The sequence below is a fragment of the Collinsella aerofaciens genome (assembly GCF_039062365.1).
Taxonomy (GTDB): Bacteria; Actinomycetota; Coriobacteriia; order Coriobacteriales; family Coriobacteriaceae; genus Collinsella.
This window is the reverse complement of sequence record NZ_JBCJBI010000004.1, coordinates 42,039-59,685: the sequence shown is the minus strand read 5'-3', so window position 1 is coordinate 59,685 and position 17,647 is coordinate 42,039. Positions and strand designations below refer to the sequence as shown.

13 protein-coding genes are annotated in these 17,647 nt (G+C 61.9%); 11 read left to right on the top strand and 2 right to left on the bottom strand.

The annotated features are described in order from the left end of the window. Positions 1–9: 9 nt before the first annotated feature. The 8 genes from kdpC (at position 10) to ligA (ending at position 11,374) form a co-directional block, all read left to right on the top strand. Entirely contained in the window at positions 10–600 is a 591-nt protein-coding gene (gene kdpC / locus ABCN01_RS03265; RefSeq protein ID WP_342995903.1) for a potassium-transporting ATPase subunit KdpC, read from the top strand. A gap of 245 nt (positions 601–845) precedes the next feature. Next, the gene (locus tag ABCN01_RS03260; RefSeq protein WP_342995902.1) at positions 846–2,795 is read left to right on the top strand and encodes an FAD-dependent oxidoreductase; all 1,950 of its coding nucleotides are present in this window, start codon (positions 846–848) and stop codon (positions 2,793–2,795) included. 206 nt (positions 2,796–3,001) lie between these two features. Then, on the top strand, positions 3,002–3,694 hold the full coding sequence (locus tag ABCN01_RS03255; RefSeq protein ID WP_342995900.1) for a GntR family transcriptional regulator: 693 nt from the start codon (positions 3,002–3,004) through the stop codon (positions 3,692–3,694). Between the two features lie 125 nt (positions 3,695–3,819). Further along, entirely contained in the window at positions 3,820–4,842 is a 1,023-nt protein-coding gene (locus ABCN01_RS03250; RefSeq protein ID WP_342995899.1) for a LacI family DNA-binding transcriptional regulator, read from the top strand. Between the two features lie 134 nt (positions 4,843–4,976). Continuing rightward, positions 4,977–6,314: a glutamine synthetase family protein gene (locus ABCN01_RS03245; RefSeq protein ID WP_342995898.1), complete on the top strand. Its 1,338-nt coding sequence runs from the start codon at positions 4,977–4,979 to the stop codon at positions 6,312–6,314. Between the two features lie 50 nt (positions 6,315–6,364). Then, positions 6,365–7,027: a response regulator transcription factor gene (locus ABCN01_RS03240; RefSeq protein WP_006234733.1), complete on the top strand. Its 663-nt coding sequence runs from the start codon at positions 6,365–6,367 to the stop codon at positions 7,025–7,027. Positions 7,028–7,235: 208 nt separating this feature from the next. Next, positions 7,236–8,663, top strand: a complete 1,428-nt coding sequence (locus ABCN01_RS03235) for a S1C family serine protease (protein WP_342995896.1) — start codon at positions 7,236–7,238, stop codon at positions 8,661–8,663. Between the two features lie 482 nt (positions 8,664–9,145). Then, positions 9,146–11,374 (top strand): NAD-dependent DNA ligase LigA, encoded by a 2,229-nt coding sequence (gene ligA / locus ABCN01_RS03230; RefSeq protein ID WP_342995895.1) that lies wholly within the window; start codon positions 9,146–9,148, stop codon positions 11,372–11,374. A gap of 64 nt (positions 11,375–11,438) precedes the next feature. Here the strand turns inward: ligA and ABCN01_RS03225 are convergent, their stop codons facing one another. Together ABCN01_RS03225 and ABCN01_RS03220 are read right to left on the bottom strand one after the other, a co-directional pair. Continuing rightward, on the bottom strand, positions 11,439–12,287 hold the full coding sequence (locus ABCN01_RS03225) for a MerR family transcriptional regulator (RefSeq protein WP_342995893.1): 849 nt from the start codon (positions 12,285–12,287) through the stop codon (positions 11,439–11,441). 56 nt (positions 12,288–12,343) lie between these two features. Further along, positions 12,344–13,690, bottom strand: coding sequence for an MATE family efflux transporter (locus ABCN01_RS03220; RefSeq protein ID WP_342995891.1), 1,347 nt, complete (start codon positions 13,688–13,690; stop codon positions 12,344–12,346). Between the two features lie 314 nt (positions 13,691–14,004). On the opposite strand from ABCN01_RS03220, the gene ABCN01_RS03215 reads away from it, so the two are divergent. The 3 genes from ABCN01_RS03215 to moaC all read left to right on the top strand — a co-directional run bounded on the left by ABCN01_RS03215 (position 14,005) and on the right by moaC (position 17,624). Further along, entirely contained in the window at positions 14,005–15,042 is a 1,038-nt protein-coding gene (locus tag ABCN01_RS03215) for a hypothetical protein (RefSeq protein ID WP_342995889.1), read from the top strand. 235 nt (positions 15,043–15,277) lie between these two features. Continuing rightward, positions 15,278–16,333, top strand: a complete 1,056-nt coding sequence (gene moaA / locus ABCN01_RS03210) for a GTP 3',8-cyclase MoaA (RefSeq protein ID WP_342995887.1) — start codon at positions 15,278–15,280, stop codon at positions 16,331–16,333. 4 nt (positions 16,334–16,337) lie between these two features. After that, positions 16,338–17,624, top strand: coding sequence for a cyclic pyranopterin monophosphate synthase MoaC (gene moaC / locus ABCN01_RS03205; RefSeq protein WP_342995885.1), 1,287 nt, complete (start codon positions 16,338–16,340; stop codon positions 17,622–17,624). The last annotated feature ends 23 nt before the right edge of the window (positions 17,625–17,647 follow it).

Here is a 17,647-nt window from a genome sequence, read left to right as displayed (position 1 = left end):
GAGGTTTGTATGTTCAAAGGTATCGCATCGCGCGCACTTGGCGTGTTCGCGCTGTTTACCATCGTCTGCGGCCTGGGATACACGCTCGTGGTGACCGGCGTCGCGCAGCTTGCGTTTCCGTACCAGGCGAACGGATCGCTCATTACGGTCGACGGCAAGATTGTGGGTTCCGAGCTCATCGGCCAGAACTTCGATGACGAAGCCCACATGTGGGGTCGTATCCAGAACGTGTCAATTGTCGAAGGAGAAGACGGCGAGCTCATGGCGTATGGTGCCCCGTCCAACCTGTCCCCGGCGAGTGAGGAGTATCGGCAGCTGATAGATGCGCGCGTGAAGAAGATCCGCGCCGCCAACCCCGATGCCGATATGGACGCTGTACCCGTCGACCTGGTGACGTGTTCTGGCTCAGGGCTCGACCCCGAGATCTCTCCCGATGCCGCCGAGTACCAGGTACCGCGCCTGGCGAAGGCCACGGGCAAGAGCGAAGGCGAGGTTCGCGAGATCATCGCCCAGTGCACCAAGGGCCGATTCCTGGGCGTCTTCGGCGAGCCTACGGTCAACGTGCTCAAGGTGAACCTTATGCTGGACGGCGCGCTGTAGGTGAGGGAGTGGCGGATGAGGGCATGACTGACTATCTGAGCCCTTAATTCCACCCCGCCCATCAGTTGCGGTGAAATACGGACTGTTTTGGCTGTCAAAGGTCTTGACTGCTCCGTATTTCACCGCAACTTTTTGGGGGTTGAGCAGAGACTGGGGGAGCGCGTGCGGTCGGGTGTTGTGCAGTTGCTGGTACGATAGATAAGTCAGCAACTGCCGCCGAGCGGCTTAAACGAAAGGAACCCTGTATGGAGTCCTCCGCCTACCCGATGCTCTTTAGCCCGATCAAGGTCGGTACGACCGAGGTCAAGAACCGCGTCTTTATGCCGCCGGTGTCCACGAACCTGGCCGATCATGGCTATGTGACCGATGACTTGGTCGATCATTACCGTGCCCGTGCCAAGGGCGGCGTGGGCCTGATCATCACCGAGGTCGTGACGGTCGAGCCTACCTATACCTATCTGCCGGGTGACATGTGCTGCTACGATGACGCGTTTATCCCCGGCTGGGAAAAGCTCGCCGCGGCCGTCCACGAGTACGGCTGCAAGATCATGCCGCAGCTCTTCCACCCCGCCTACATGGCCTTTAACATTCCGGGCACGCCGCGCCTGATCGCTCCGTCCTTTGTGGGCCCGTCTTACGCCCGCGAGGCACCGCGCCCCATCACGGTCGATGAGATCCACGAGCTCACGCACCAGTTTGGCGACGCTGCCGTGCGTATGCAGAAGGCCGGCGTCGATGGCGTCGAGGTCCACGCGGCGCACGCCCACGGTATGCTCGGCGGCTTCTTGACTCCGCTCTATAACAAGCGTACTGATGAGTATGGCGGCTCGCTCGACGCCCGCATGCGCTTCCTGCTTGAGGTCATCGCCGAGATTCGTGAGCGCTGCGGCAAGGACTTTATCATCGACGTCCGCATTTCGGGCGACGAGTACACCGATGGCGGCCTGACCCTCAACGACATGATCTACGTCTCACGCCGCCTGGAGAAGGCCGGCGTCGACATGATTCACGTGTCGGGCGGTACCACCATCAAGCGCGGCTCCGCGATTCCCGCCGCCGGTACCCAGCAGGCCTCGCATGCCGCCTGCTCGCGCGAGATCAAAAAGCACGTCAACATTCCCGTCGCCACCGTTGGACGCATCAACGAGGCCTGGATTGCCGAGGAGCTGATCGAGGACGGCGCTGCCGACATCTGCATGATGGGCCGCGCCAATCTGTGCGATGCCGAGTTCTGCAACAAGGCCGCTGCCGGCAACGCCGACGACATCCGCCCCTGCATCGGCTGCCTGCGCTGCCTGAACGGCATTATGTTTGGCAAGCGCATCTCCTGCACCGTCAACCCGGACGTGGAGCGCGACGAGGCTGGCTACGAGCCTGCCGCCGAGGCCAAGAACGTGCTGGTTGTGGGCGCTGGTCCTGCGGGCATGGAGGCAGCCTACATTGCCGCCAAGCGCGGCCACAACGTGGTACTCGTGGATAAGCAGGACGAGCCGGGCGGCGAGATGCACATCGCAGCCGTTCCGCCGGCAAAGCAGGAACTCACCCGCGTGATCAAGTATCAGTACCGTCGCCTGGCCGAGGCCGGCGTGAAGTGCGTCTTTGGTACCGAGCTTTCGGCCGAGGACATTCAGCGTGACTACGCGGGCTACGAGGTCGTCCTGGCCTATGGCGCCGAGCCCATCGCTCCGGCCTTTATGCAGGGCTTTAAGCAGGTTATGACGGCTGACGACCTGCTGGGTGGCAAGGCTTTCCCGGGTAAGAAGATCGTCATCGTGGGCGGCGGCACCGTCGGTTGCGAGACGGCCGACTACCTGGCCCCGCTGGTCAACGACCTGTCGCCGGCCAATCGCGATGTCACCGTCATCGAGATGACCAAGACGCTCGCTGCCAACGAGGGCGGCGCCGGCCGCGCGGTGCTCATCACGCGCATGCTTTCCAAGGGCGTTCACGTGCTGACCGAGGCCAAGGTAACCGAGATTACCGAGGACACCATCAGCTACGAAAAAGATGGCGAGATCCACACTATCGCCGATGCCGATACGCTGGTGCTTGCCATGGGCTATCGTCCCAACACCAAGCTGGCCGACGACCTTGCCGCCGCCGGCGTTACCACCCACGTGCTGGGCGACGCCAACAAGTGCGGCAACATCCGCGATGCCATCGGCGATGGCTACAAGGTTGCCTGCGAGCTCTAGTTAATCCCTTGGTGCATGGGGCCAGGTGTCTCTGTGCCATCCGATAGCAAAACAGCGGCGGCGTCCCGGGTTTCGGGATGCCGCCGCTTGCTCTTGTGATTCTGGCGACGCGAGCGCGCCCTATTTCACCGCAACTGAGGAGATAGGGGATGCGATAGTATAACGTGGTGATATTCGACAAACCGTGAGCTTCATCCGAGGGCTTTATGGAACAACGCCAGCATAATCAGAGCCTGCAAGACCAGGCATACAACGCATTGCGCTCCAAGATCATCTATGCCGAGCTCAAACCCGGCACGCGCCTTTCGGCGATTGGTCTGGAAAAGGAGACGGGAATCGGGCGCACGCCCATTCGCGAATCCTTTGTGCGCCTGCGTGAGCAGGAGCTGGTGGAAACGCGTCCCAAAAGCGGCACCTACGTCTCTAAGATCAGCATGGAACGCGCCGAGAACGCCTGTTTCTTGCGCGAGAAACTCGAGCGAAGCGTGCTCATTAAATGTTGCTCGGCCGCCTCGCCCGAGCAAAAGCATCGGCTTGAGCAGATTCTTGTCGAGTCAGAGTCGCTCGACCATGGCGAAACGCGTCGCTTTTTCGACCTGGACAACCTGTTCCATGAGACGTGTTTTGCGATTGCCGGCCGTCACATGTTGTGGGATTGGATGAAGAGCGTCAATACGCACTTTGAGCGATACAACTGGTTGCGTATGGTGTCGCAGGATCTGGACTGGGAGCCGATCCGTGGGCAGCATCGCCGGATTCTCGAGGCCATTAAGAAGGGCGATACCGACACGGCGAGCTATCTGGCAGAGACGCATTTGCATCTAATGCCCGAGGAGCAGGGTCCGGTTATTGCCTTGCATCCCGACTACTTTGAGCTGTCCAAAGACTCGAATATCTAGCCCATCATCGCATCTGCTCGAGACGCAAAAACGATGCTACTCACCTACAGCGTTTTGCAACCGAGATTTTTAAAAAAATGCCTAAAATGGCTCAGACCGCCGACAAATGGGAAACGGGGTGCGCTATGGCGCAGATGAGAATCAAGGACATTGCCGCCGAGGCGGGTGTGAGCCCGGCCACGGTCTCGCGCTATCTCAATAACCGCCCCGGGCAAATGACCGAGGAAACCCGTGCTCGCATCGCGGCGGTTATCGAGCGCACCGGCTATCGCCCGCGTGCCGCCGCGCGCAATCTGCGCAGCTCGCGCACCAACCTCATCGGCGTGATTCTGGCCGACATCGCCAACCCGTTCTCGAGCGCCATGCTCGAAGGGCTTTCCGCCAGCGCCGCCGCGCGCGGCTGCTCGCTCATGACGGCCATTAGCGGCAACGACCCCGCTAAGGAAGCGGAGTCGCTCACCAGGCTTATTGATGCCGGCGTGGACGGCCTGGTCGTCAACACCTGCGGAGGTAATGACGAGGCGATCGCCGCGGCAGCGGGACGCCTGCCCGTTGTGCTGCTCGACCGCGATGTTGCCGACGGCGGTGTCGATCTGGTGACATCTAACAACCGTGAGCTGGTCGCCGGGTTGGTGGACGCCTTGGCCGCTGCGGGCAGCGAGCGCCTGTGCCTGCTCACCGAGGCAAGCGACGATAGCCCCGTGCGTCGCGAGCGCGCCGAGGCCTTTACCGACGAGCTGTCGCGACGCGGCCTTGCCGGCGAGGTTGTCACCTTGGCCGATGGCGGTGCCACGGGCGTTGGCCGCTTGGACGAGACCATGCGTGACTATGCCGGTAAAAAGCTCGGCCTCATTGCCGTCAACGGCCTGGTCTTTCTGCGTCTGACCGAGGCACTGGCGCAGTTGGGACCTTCGTTGCCGGCTGGTCTCAAGATTGCGACGTTTGACGATTACCCCTGGAACCATGTGCTCTTTGGCGGTGTGACCACGGCCGCGCAGGACACCCTCACCATCGCCGAGCGCGTAGTCGAGCGTCTGTCCGAGCGCATCGACGTTGTTACCACAACCGTGGGCGAAGCCGCAAAGCTGGCGCCCAAACGCATCGAGATTCCCGGCCACATCGAACACCGCGCTTCGACCTCGCGCTAACCGCTCGTTCGCAACGGCCTGTTCGCACACGTTTTTTGAGCGCTTGATACGCTTTAACCCTGCGGAAACATTTTTCTGCGATAGTATCTGCGATATAGACCAGTCGAAACCCGCCCGAAAGAAAGGGGAGCGACATGAACCAGCAGAACATCGATTACGTACTCCGCTCCGTAGAGCAGCGTGACATCCGCTTTGTGCGTCTGTGGTTTGTCGACATTCTCGGCCGCCTCAAGAACTTTGCCATTAGCCCCGAGGACCTCGAGGTCGCTTTTGAGGAGGGTATTGGCTTTGACGGCTCCGCCATCGAGGGCTTTGCCACGCCCGAGGAAGCCGACATGCTGGCGTTTCCCGATGCTTCGACCTTCCAGATCCTGCCGTGGCGCCCGAGCCACAACGGCGTCGCCCGCGTGTTCTGCGACGTGTGCACTCCCGATCGCAAGCCGTTCGCCGGCGACCCGCGCGATGCCCTACGTCGCATGTTCTACAGGGCCGAGAAGGCCGGCTACCTGCTCAACGTGGGTGCCGAGCTGGAGTATTACTACTTCCCCGACGAGCACACGCCCGAGCCGCTCGACAACGTGGGCTACTTCGATCTTTCGGTGAGTGACGCCGCCCGCGACCTGCGTCGCAACACGGTCCTCACGCTCGAGAAGATGTCCGTGCCCGTGGAGTACACCTTCCACGCCGCCGGCCGCTCGCAGCACGGCATGAGCCTGCGCCACGCCGAGGCCCTGAGCATGTCCGACGCCATCACCACGGCCAAGCTCATCATTAAGCAGCAGGCCTACGAGAGCGGTTGCCACGCCTCCTTTATGCCCAAGCCGTTGGCGGGCGAGGACGGCAGCGCCATGTTTTTGCATCAGTCACTGTTCGACCACGACGGCAACAACGTCTTTTGGGGCGAGGACGACGAGAAGTACCACCTCTCCGATATCGCCAAGCACTACATGGCCGGCATTCTGGCACACGCGCGCGAGATTAGCGCCATCACCAACCCCACAGTCAACTCGTACAAGCGCATCACCACGGGCGGCGACTCCGTGCCGCAGTACGCCACGTGGGGCCTGCGCAACCGCGCGAGCATGGTCCGCATCCCGGTCTACAAGCCCGGCAAGCAGCTGTCCACGCGCATCGAGCTTCGCAGCCCCGACCCCATGGCCAACCCGTACCTGGTCAACGCCGTCACGCTAGCGGCTGGTCTGGACGGCATCGAGCGCAAACTGGAGCTCCCGCCCGAGGCAACGGCCGAGACGCTCAAGCTTACCGACCGTCAGATGGTCGAGGCCGGCTACACGCCGCTGCCGCGCTCGCTCAAAGAGGCGCTCGACGTGTTTGAGGACTCGCAGTTTATGAAGGATGCCCTCGGCGAGCATATCCACAGCTTCTTCCTCAAAAAGAAGCGCGACGAGTGGCATAAGTTTGAGTCTACGATCACCGAGTGGGAGATCAAGCACTACCTGGCGAACTCCTAATCGCGCTGGCTTGTTCCAGTACGATTGAGCTCATTTCTTTGGAGGCCGATATGTCCGAAAAGAGTGCCCTGTTCATGGCGCGCACGACGCGCTTCCACGAGTTTGCCCGCAGCTTGACGACCACCCTGGGTGTCGAGGTGAGCCTGGCTACTCCCGATTCGCCGACTGCGGCGCACGACTTTGACCTGCTGATCCTCGATTCCGATGGCATCCGCAGCGACCGCATCGATCAGATTGCCAAGTGGCTTGACGATCGCGGCGGCGTCCCCATGTTGGTGATCGTCGACGATGAGGCGCTCGGCACCCTGCGCCTGCCCAATCACGCGCATGCCGACTTTGTGTGCCCCACGGCGACGCCCAACGAGCTCAAGGCTCGCGCGCAGCGCTTGATGGGCGAGGAGGAGACCGTTACCGCCGACGATGTGCTCAACATCGATAACCTCGAGATCAACCTGGCTACCTACCAGGTGACGCTCGATAACGAGCCCATCGACCTGACGCTGATGGAGTACTCGCTGCTGAGCTTTTTGGCGACGCATCCCAACCGCGCCTACAGCCGCGAAGTGCTGCTGCACCGCGTGTGGGGCTTTGAGTACTGCGGCGGCACGCGCACCGTCGACGTGCACATCCGACGCATCCGCTCCAAGGTGGGCCCGCAGATCGCGGCACACATCACCACCGTCCGCGGCGTGGGCTATCTGTTTAAGGACTAGATTTCCACCACAAAGGGGACAGGCACCTTTGTGGTGGTTTTGACGCAGGTGCGGGTTCCTTTCGGGCCTGCAACAGAACTTAAGCCTTCCTAAAAGATTGCGTTCTCATACACGTGCACCCGCATATTGGGGTACAACTCAACGTGAACAATGATGGCCCGCCACATGTTTGGCGGGCCTTTGGTTATTTGACGAAAGGATCGCAGCTATGAGCGAGTACGATTCCCAGCGTCCCCAGGATGCGGGCAACGCCGGCGAGACCCAGCAGCAGCCGCGTGTGCAGGTGGAGTCGACGCCTGCCAGTAGCAACATTCCCTACGTGCAGGCCTACGACACGCAGACCGGCAAGCCGCTGGGTGGCCAGCAGGTTGTGAACAAGCACACGGTGGTCAAGACCAAGACCAAAAAGCTGCCGATCTTTATTACGGCACTCGCCGGCTGTGCCTGCGGCGCCCTGCTGGTCATCGCGCTCATTATGAGTGGCACGCTCAATATCGGTGGCGGCAAGAATGCCGTGACGGCGGGTGCTTCGGGTTCATCGACGCAAAAGATTACGATCGACTCCGAGGACACCACACTTGCCGAGGCCGTCTCTGCCAAGGCCCTGCCCTCCGTGGTTTCCATTACCGCCACTTCGAGCGGCGGCCAGAATGGCTCGCTTTCGCAGTCTGCTGACGAGTCGGACAGCTCGGGCAGTGTCGGTTCGGGCGTGGTGCTCGATACCGAGGGCCACATCCTCACCAACAACCACGTGGTCGATGGCTATGACCAGTACGTGGTGACCATGGACGACGGCACCACCTACGAGGCCGAGTTCGTGGGCAACGATGCTTCGAGCGACCTGGCCGTCATCAAGCTCAAGGACGCCGACGCCTCCAAGCTCACGCCGATCGAGATCGGTGATTCCTCCAAGCTCAACGTGGGCGAGTGGGTCATGGCGATCGGCTCGCCGTTCGGCAACGAGCAGTCTGTCTCCACGGGCATCGTGTCGGCGCTGTATCGCTCCACGGCCATGAGCTCTACCAGCGGTAACACCATCTATGCCAACATGATCCAGACCGATGCCGCCATCAACCCGGGCAACTCCGGCGGCGCGCTCGTTAACGACAATGGCGAGCTCGTGGGCATCAACTCGCTCATCGAGAGCTACTCGGGCTCCAGCTCGGGCGTGGGCTTTGCTATTCCCGTTAATTACGCCAAGAACATTGCCGACCAGATCATCGACGGCAAGACGCCGGTGCATCCGTACATGGGCGCTACGCTTTCGAGCGTCAATGCGCTCAACGCCCGCACCAACAAGCTGAGCACCGATAGCGGCGCGTATGTGGCGAGCGTCGTTGAGGATGGTCCTGCCGCCAAGGCCGGCATTCAGGAGGGTGACGTTATCACCAAGCTGGGCGACGACGAGATCACGAGCGCCGATGGCCTGATCATCGCGCTGCGCAGCCACGAGGTGGGCGAGAAGGTCGAGATCACGCTTATGCGCGGCAAGGAAGAGAAGAAGGTCACGGTTGAGCTGGGCTCCGATGAGGAACTGCAGAACCAGCAGCAGGACGACAGTTCGACCGACACCGGCAACGGCGGTATTACCGACGAGCAGCTGCGCCAGTACCTGGAGGAGCTGTTAGGCCAGTAGGGCCAGGGTCAGGGCTACGGCCAGGGCTACTAGCGAGCTGTATCGCACATACCGATGCCAGAGGGGGCTGTCCCGCCAACGCGGGGCAGCCCCCTCTTTTCGCGATGATCCCTTGGGGACGGAGGAAAACGGATCACTTGTGGCTGGCAAGAGGCCTGGTTCGGAATGGTCTGGACAGTTAGTTCAGATACGTATAAATCTGGGACAGCTCGGGATGCGTTTTGAACAATTTTTGATTGGGATGGGGCTCGAATGGGTGTTTGGAAGGGAGAGCGGGACGTTTACATGGTCTCGAGGAGCCCAAATTAGTTGAAACAGGGGTGTTCGTGCCTGATTCAGCTCTAGGATTTATACGTATCTGAACTAACTGTCCACCCCAGTCTGGCGGCTGCCGATTCGGTGCGGTTCGAGACCGCTATTCGGCCTCATTGCGACCGGTGGTACTCTAGTATCCGTTTGAAATCGAGCGAAGGAGTGCCGCTATGGAGCAATCGAGCCTGTTTGGTGACGGCGTGGACATCGATACCGAAACGCCCGCGAGCGCGGATGCCACCGCACCGGTCGACGCCCGTGCCCAGGCGGCAGCGCGTGCGGCCGAGTTGCGCCACGAGCTCGATTACCACGCCTATCGCTACTACATGCTCGATGCACCCGAGATCACGGATGCCGCCTTTGACAAAATGCTCGTTGAGCTGCAGGAAATCGAGGCGACCTATCCCGACCTGGTGACGCCCGACAGCTATACCCAGCGCGTGGGCGGCTACGTGAGCGAGCAGTTTACGCCGGTCACGCACATGGCGCGCATGTATTCCATGGACGATGCCATGGATCTGAACGAACTCGACGCATGGCTCCAGCGCACCGAGGATGCGCTTGGTGCCGGCAGCGTCACCTATACCTGCGAGCTTAAGATCGATGGTCTGGGCGTGGCCCTTACTTACCAAAACGGCACCTTCGTGCGCGCGGCAACGCGCGGCGACGGCACCACGGGCGAGGACGTATCGCTCAACGTCCGTACCATCAAGGATGTGCCCATGCATCTGTCCGAGGCGGCGCTCGCCCACATGGGCGCTGACCGCGAGCGCACCATTGAGGTACGCGGCGAGGTCTATATGCCCAAGGGCAGCTTTGTTCGTCTGAATGAAGAGGCCGATGCCGAGGGGCGCGATCCCTTCGCCAACCCGCGCAACGCCGCCGCCGGTAGCCTGCGCCAAAAAGACCCCAAGATCACGGCGCGCCGCGATCTTGCCACCTTTATCTATGCCATCGCCGATACCGACCCGCTGCACGTCCACAGCCAGCGCGAGTTCCTCGACTGGCTGCGCAGCGCCGGCTTTAGCGTCAACCCCAATGTGGCTCGCTGTGCCACGCCGGCCGAGGTCCACGAGTTCTGTGCCCAGGCGCTCGAGCATCGCGGCGACCTGGACTATGACATCGACGGCGTGGTCGTAAAGGTCGATAGCTTCCAGCAGCAGCTCGACCTGGGCTTTACCGCCCGCGCACCGCGCTGGGCCATTGCCTTTAAGTTCCCGCCCGAGGAAAAGCAGACCGTCCTGCGCGAGATTCGCATCCAGGTGGGCCGCACCGGCGTGCTCACGCCGGTCGCCGAGTTCGACCCGGTGACGGTCGCCGGCTCCACCATCGCGCGCGCAACGCTGCACAACATCGACGAGATCCGCCGCAAAAACGTGCGCGAGGGCGACACTATCATCGTGCACAAGGCGGGCGACGTGATTCCCGAGGTCGTGGGCCCGGTGCTCGACAAGCGCCCGGCCGATTCGGTCGACTGGCACATGCCCGAGGTCTGCCCCGTGTGCGGCAGCCCCGTGGTCCACGAGGACGGCGAGGTCGCCTACCGCTGCGTCTCCATCGACTGCCCCGCGCAGCTCAAGGAGCGTCTGCTCCACTGGGTGAGCCGCGGCTGCATGGACGTCGACGGCCTAGGCGACGAGATCGTCGACAAGATGATCGCCGCCGGGCTGATTCACGATGTCGCAGACTTCTACCAGCTCACGGTCGACGACATCGCCGGCCTGGACACGGGGCGCACTTATGCTAGCTCCAACAGCAAAAAGGGCGTCAAGAAGGGCGATCCCATTCCGGTGGGCCTCAAGACGGCCGAGAAAATCATCGCCGAGCTCAACAAGTCCAAGAACCAGCCGCTCGGTCGCGTGCTGTTTGCCCTGGGCATCCGCCACGTGGGCAAGAGCGTGGGCGAGGTCATCGCCGAGCGATTCCTGTCGATTGACAAGCTTATCTTGGCGAGCGAAGAGGACATCGCCGAGTGCGAGGGCATCGGTCCCAAGATTGCGGCGAGCGTCAAGCAGTTCCTGGCCGTGCCCGAAAACCTTGCCGTGCTGGAACGTCTGCGCCAGGCGGGCCTGTCGCTCGAGGTCGACCTTGGCGCCGCACATGCACAGGCCGCAGCCGATGCCGGCGTGGCGGGCGAGCTCGCCGACGCGCAGCCGCTTGCGGGCCTGACCTTCGTGCTCACCGGCACGCTCGTCAATCGCACCCGCGACGAGGCGGGCGCGGCGCTCAAGGTGCTCGGCGCCAAGGTCTCGGGCAGTGTTTCAAAGAAGACGAGCTATCTGGTCGCCGGCCCCAAAGCGGGCTCCAAGCTCACCAAAGCCGAGCAGCTGGGCGTACCCGTGCTGGACGAGGACGCGCTCGAGCAGATCTTGGCTATCGGTGAGGTGCCCCAGGCTTAGTGCATCGATAACCAAATTGAAGATCCGCCCGGAAAACATGATTGAACTGCCTTCCGGGCGGATCTTATTTGGACGGGGCAACGGGCACCGTGATCTGCGTCACGTAGGTTGTGGGGTCGTCGCTGATGATGTCATCGATGAGAGCGATCTCGCGCGAGGGCCCGGCGGGCGCTAGGCCGTGCTCGCGCATATAGCCGAGCAGCTGCTCGTAGCGTGGGGCTGCTTGCCCGTGCGTGCCGCGGAAGCTTATGGTCAGGCAGCGCGCGGCGGGCCGCACCTCGATATCGCCTAGGTATTCATCAGTGTCATCGAGCAGCAGGAAGACCTCGTCGTAGCCATCAAAGTCGCCGGCGGCGAGGCGCTCGGCGCCAATCCCGACGCCCAAGTTGCCCAGAAAGACAAAGGTCTCGTGCTGGCCCTTCTGCAGTTGACGAATCTGCCACTCCAACGCATAGGCGTCGGTAGGGTTGACGCGTTCGCGCAGCACGGCGCAGCGAAGCTCGGGCGCATCGATTGTGCAAATGGCGTCGAGCTCGGTGCTCAGGGCATCGTGGAGCAGAGCAAGCCGGTTATCGATCTTGCGCGACACGCGTTCGAGTTCGCGGCGTTTGCGCTCGATGAGCTCCTGCTGCTGAGCCAGCTGCCGCTGCATAAGGTTCACATCGCGCGTGGTCACAAACTCGCGGATTTGCGCGAGCGGCAAGTCGAGAACACGCAGGTGGCTGATGGTGTTGAGGGTGGAGAGCTGCCGCGATCCGTAGTAGCGGTACCCGCTTGCCGGATCGATGTGCGCCGGGTCCAGCAAGCCCATCTGCTCGTAATGGCGCAGCGTGCCCACGCTCAGGTTAAACAGGCGCGCCACCTCGCCAATGCGGAGCAGACCCTCGGTATGTTCAGTTGGCGAGTCGGTCACAGGACCGCTCCTTTCGGTAAAAAACAGGGGAGGGGCGTCAGGCTAGCATCGCCCCGCTAGGCCACCAACTTGTCAAAAGCCCCGCGCCGGTTGAGCATGGTAAACGCGACAACACAGATGACTGCCGACAAAATCGATCCGCACGGCGAAGCGATGCCCATGGGAAACAACGTGTCGGAATAGGCGTTCGACAGCAGCCAAGCGCCGGGCACGCGAATGAGCGCCACGGCCAGCACGTTGTGCGCAAAGCCGATGTAGCTCTTGCCGTATGCAGCGAAAAAGCCGCTAAAGCAAATGTGGATGCCGGCAAAAATCGCGTCGAAAATGTAGCTGCGCATATAGCCGGTGCCGGCGGCGACCACCGCGGCGTCCTTGGCAAAAAAGCCGATAAACGCCGGCGCCACCAGCCACATCAGCACCGTGATCAGGCAGCCGTATACTACTGAGATCGTCATGGCGTCCTTGAGCACCTGACGTGCACGATCGCCCTTGCCCGCGCCGGCGTTTTGCGCCGTGAGTGCGCTGACGGTAGCGCCCATGGAACTCGGCACGATAAACAAAAAGCTGATCATCTTTTCGACCAGGCCCACAGCGGCGGCGTCGACTAGCCCACGGTGGTTGGCGATGACGGTGATAAACATAAATGCCACCTGGATGCAGCCGTCCTGCACAGCCACAGGCACGCCGATCTTAAGAATGCTGCCGAGCACCTCGGGCTGGGGGCGCAGGTCGCTGCGCTTGACGTGGATGTTCGTGCGACGGCTCTTGAGCCACACGAGCGCGAGGGCAACGCTGGCCGTCTGGGCGGTTACCGTGCCGAGTGCTGCGCCCACGGGGCCGAGCCCCATGTGGCCGATAAACAGAAAGTCGAGCGCGATGTTGATGATGCATGCCACGCCAATCACGTACATGGGCGAGCGCGAATCGCCCAGCCCGCGAAAGATGGCCGAAAGAATGTTGTACGCGGCGATAAAGGGAATGCCGACAAAGCAAATGCGCAGGTAAGCGGCGGTGCCTTCGACTGCCTCGGCCGGCGTGCCAATGAGTGCCACGATCTGCGGGCACAGCGCGAGCAAGATGGCTGCCAGCACCACCGAGACACCCATAAAGAGCGTGATGGTGTTGCCGATGGCTGTCTCGGCGCGGTCGAAGCGGCGTGAGCCCACGGCGTGGCCGACGATGACCGTCGTTCCCATTGCCAGGCCCACGAGCGTTACGGTAATGATATAGAGCGTCTGCGCGCCGTTGCCCACGGCGGTGATGCCGGCGGCGCCGCTAAACTGTCCCATCATGTACAGGTCGGCCATGCCGTAGAGCATCTGCAAAAAGTACGAGAGCATATAAGGCAGGGCAAAGACCGCGATGGTCTTAAGGACATTGCCGCGTGTGAGGTCGTGTTCCATGGGCGGGGCTTTCTGGCTTGGGTCGTTTAACTACCAGTGTAGTGAAAACCCTACAACGATTGTAGAGTCAAGGTTTGTGTCGGCAGTGGGGCGAGAAAGTCACGCTCCGAGCACGATGCTTTGACCCTCCATGCCCCTTACCTCGCCCCAAACCGTCCCAACATTCGACGTTTTTTGCCAATATCGGGAAAAGCATCGAATGTTGGGACGGTTTTTCTGTCGCTCGACGGGATGGAACCGCTTTCTTGCACGCAAAGGTGTGCGAAGCCGCGTGCAGGGGAATAAGGTTGGTTATCCGACTCATTGGAGGGCTCATGGACCTGCCGATCGTCCTGTCCCATAAGACTGCCTGGCTGTACCACAACGTGGCGCGTCCGTCCGAGCCGCTCTCGCGGGCGAGTAGCCTATACGATGAGGATTCGTTTGCCAGCGAGGCGGGGCCAGCCGAAGCGCTGCCCAAACTGGGACTAGATGCCAAGGGGCTGAGAATTTCTGCGGCGGTTGAGATTGTCACCGATTATCTGGTCTCACTTGGTGTTCCACGTGAGGAGCTCGACCGCATCGACACGCTGGTTAGCTTCGATTTTGAGCGCTCTCGGCCGGCGGGCCTTCGACGCCACGTGTTTGGAGCGCCTATACCTTCGGATCATCTTATCGAGGTGGCAGAAGGTCTCTTGGTGGTTGATGAGGCCATGTGCTTTGTTCAGGCGGGCTCGTGGATGAGCGAGCTCGAGCAGCTGGAGTATGGCTATGAAATCTGCGCCCGATACCATTTGAATCATCTGTCGACAGGCAAATATATCGAGATGGGGCAGAGGCATACCGTTGCCGACTTGATAGCTTATTGCAGTGAGAACCGATGTCGACAGGGGACCGCACGCGCGGCCACCGTGCTCAAGCGCGTGCACGATGGCGCGCGGTCGCCCATGGAGACGGCCGCCGCAATCCTGGTCGTCGCGAAGCGTTCCCAGGGAGGGCTGGGATACACCAAAATCGAGCTCAACCATCGGGTCGATGTCCCCAGCGAGTTCAAATACCTTGCTAAGGCCGGGTATTTCGAGATCGACGTATATGCACCTGCGAGCGGTACGGGGGTTGAATACAACGGCTCGGACCATCTGGATAAACAGCGCAGTGCATCTGATGCGGAGCGTATGACCGTGCTGAGCGCGCTGGGCTTTAGGATGATTGTCCTCACCGGGACTCAGTTTGCCCACCAGCTGCAATTGCACCGGGCGATGAACGCTATCGCACTCGCTATGGGCCTCAAGTGCGACCGAAGCGAGGCATTCCAGAAACGGCAGAATGACCTGCGGGAGTTCGTGATTCGCAACTGGAGTAGTGACCTCTAGGGACGCTTTGGCCCTTCTGCTGGGTGCTGTGAGCGGACAAACCGTCCCAACATTCGACGTTTTTTGCCAAAATTGGAAAAAGCATCGAATGTTGGGACGGTTTGACTGCCGAGGATGGGGCCCGGAACGCCGACTTGTTCGCAGAGGCCCCTTGTGTCGTACGCATGTCGACCCAATTCCCGTGTGCGGTACTATATTCCCTGAAGAATAAAACGCCGCGTGAGGGGAGGGCTGCGTGGACGGGCACGTGCAACATGACGGCTTTGGTCGCGATATCAACTACCTGCGCATTGCCGTTACCGACAAGTGCAATTTCCGCTGCATTTACTGCATGCCGGCCGATGGCGTGGTGCCCCGCGCACACGACGAGCTACTCAGCGCCGAGGAAATTGCCCGCTTTGTGCGCTTGGTAGCGGGGGAGGGCATTCGCCGCGTGCGCCTGACGGGTGGCGAGCCGCTGGTCAGCCGCCGTATTATTCCGCTCATTCGCGACATTCGCGCGATTCCGCAGATCGATGACATCTCGCTTACCACCAACGGCGCCCTGCTGCCCAAGCTGGCACCACAGCTCAAAGATGCCGGCCTTAACCGCGTTAACATCTCGCTCGACACGCTCGACCCCGATCTGTTTGGTAAGATCACGCGCCTGGGTCGGCTCGAGCAGACCATGGCGGGCATCGACGCGGCACTGGCCTGGGGCTTTGAGCCCGTTAAGGTCAACTGCGTTGTGGTGCGCCGGCTCAACCAGGATGTAGCGGCCCTTGCGCGGCTCACGCTCGACCGCCCCATCCACCTGCGCTTTATCGAATACATGCCTATCGGCGACGAACACACGAGCTCGCATTGCGCTGTGGACCCGCATGCGCCCACGCTCAATCCCGAGCTGTGGGACGCGAGTGATACCGTGCCGAGCGACGAGCTGCGGGCGCGCATCAATGCCGGGGCCACCGCGGCGGGACTGGGCGAGCTCGAGCCGCTCGACATCAACGACGCTCCTGCCGGCGCGGGCCCTGCGCGCTATTGGCACTTTCCGGGTGCGGCAGGAACGGTCGGCTTTATTAGCGCCATGTCCAACCATTTTTGTGCGAATTGCAACCGCCTGCGCCTGACGGCCGATGGCAATGTGCGTCCGTGCCTGTTCAGCGATGCCGAGTATTCGGTGCGTGACGCCCTGCGTCGTGGTGATGATATGCAGGTACTTTCGATTTGGCGCGATGCCGTGGCCCACAAACCGCAGGAACACGCGATAATTGAGGGCACGCAACGATTTATGTCCCAAATCGGAGGATGATCATATGGCCAAGAGCAGGTACGCCGATGCCACCAAGGCCGCTCGCGGGGCCGCGATGTCTGCCCACAAAGTCACGGCTGCGGCGAATGCTGGCAACGCCGACGCATCCGCGCAGCCGACCGCCAGCGCCGCCGTCGAGCCGGCCCGTGACGCCCGTCGCGACGAGCTGACGCACGTGGACGCCAAGGGCGAGGTTCGCATGGTCGACGTGTCCGACAAGGCCGAGACCCATCGCATCGCCATCGCCGAGGGCACCATCCTCATGCACCCTGAGACGCAGGCTATGGTGCTGCAGGACCGCGCCAAAAAGGGCGACGTGCTCGCCTGCGCGCGCGTGGCGGGCATCATGGCCATCAAGCGCGCGAGCGACATCATCCCCATGTGCCATCCGTTGCTCATTACCAAGAGTAAGTGTGACATTGCGCCCATCGCTCCGGCGGGGACGCCGGCCGAGGGCTGGGCACCGGCGCGCGCAGACGGGCAGGTTGGCTTTCACGTGCTGGTCACGGCCGGCGTAACGGGCAAGACGGGTATCGAGATGGAGGCCCTGACCGGCGCGAGTGCCGCGTGTCTGACCATCTACGACATGTGCAAGGCCGTCGACCGCGGCATGGAGATCGTCGACGTGCGCCTGCTGCACAAGGAAGGCGGCCGCTCGGGCGTGTGGGATCGCGCCGAACGCCAGGCCGCTGCTGTTGAGGCCGTGGGAGCCGCGGGCAACGCACCCGCGAACGCACCCGTCGCACCCGCAGCTCCCACCCCAGCCGTCCCCGCGATCGCGTTTATCGGCTACCAAAACTCGGGCAAGACCACGCTCGTCGAGAAGGTTATCGCCGAGCTCACCCGCCGTGGCCTGCGCGTGGGTTCGCTCAAGCATCATGGGCATCACGGCTTTGATATCGATGTGCCCGCTAAGGATACGTGGCGCCATCACCAGGCCGGATCCAAGCACGTTGGCCTCATCTGCGCCACGCGCTGGGCGGAGTACGCCGACACGCGCGAGGAGGACGAGATGCCCGCGCGCGAGCTGCTGTCGCGTTACAACGATGTCGACGTGGTGATCATCGAGGGCTACAAGACCGAGGGCTTCGACAACATCGTGGTCGCGCGCTCCGGTGTCGACCGTCTGCGCGGCAAGAGCTCGCTCGACCTGGTCGACGGCCGCACGCTGGCCCTTGCCTGCAACGAAGCCCTGGCGCGTCAGGCCTTCGACGCCGGCTTTGCAACCCGAGCCGTCAACATCAACGACGCCCGAGCCATCTGCGATCTGATCCAAGATCATCTGGCCTAAAACCTGCCAAAAAGGGACAGGTT

Bases quoted from the DNA above. Each gene is read 5' to 3' on its own strand.
- ABCN01_RS03235 (WP_342995896.1), top strand. From the start codon at position 7,236: ATGAGCGAGTACGATTCCCAGCGTCCCCAGGATGCGGGCAACGCCGGC.
- ABCN01_RS03240 (WP_006234733.1), top strand. From the start codon at position 6,365: ATGTCCGAAAAGAGTGCCCTGTTCATGGCGCGCACGACGCGCTTCCAC.
- moaC (WP_342995885.1), top strand. From the start codon at position 16,338: ATGGCCAAGAGCAGGTACGCCGATGCCACCAAGGCCGCTCGCGGGGCC.
- ABCN01_RS03245 (WP_342995898.1), top strand. From the start codon at position 4,977: ATGAACCAGCAGAACATCGATTACGTACTCCGCTCCGTAGAGCAGCGT.
- ABCN01_RS03255 (WP_342995900.1), top strand. From the start codon at position 3,002: ATGGAACAACGCCAGCATAATCAGAGCCTGCAAGACCAGGCATACAAC.
- ABCN01_RS03215 (WP_342995889.1), top strand. From the start codon at position 14,005: ATGGACCTGCCGATCGTCCTGTCCCATAAGACTGCCTGGCTGTACCAC.
- ABCN01_RS03260 (WP_342995902.1), top strand. From the start codon at position 846: ATGGAGTCCTCCGCCTACCCGATGCTCTTTAGCCCGATCAAGGTCGGT.
- ABCN01_RS03220 (WP_342995891.1), bottom strand. From the start codon at position 13,690: ATGGAACACGACCTCACACGCGGCAATGTCCTTAAGACCATCGCGGTC.
- ligA (WP_342995895.1), top strand. From the start codon at position 9,146: ATGGAGCAATCGAGCCTGTTTGGTGACGGCGTGGACATCGATACCGAA.
- ABCN01_RS03250 (WP_342995899.1), top strand. From the start codon at position 3,820: ATGGCGCAGATGAGAATCAAGGACATTGCCGCCGAGGCGGGTGTGAGC.
- kdpC (WP_342995903.1), top strand. From the start codon at position 10: ATGTTCAAAGGTATCGCATCGCGCGCACTTGGCGTGTTCGCGCTGTTT.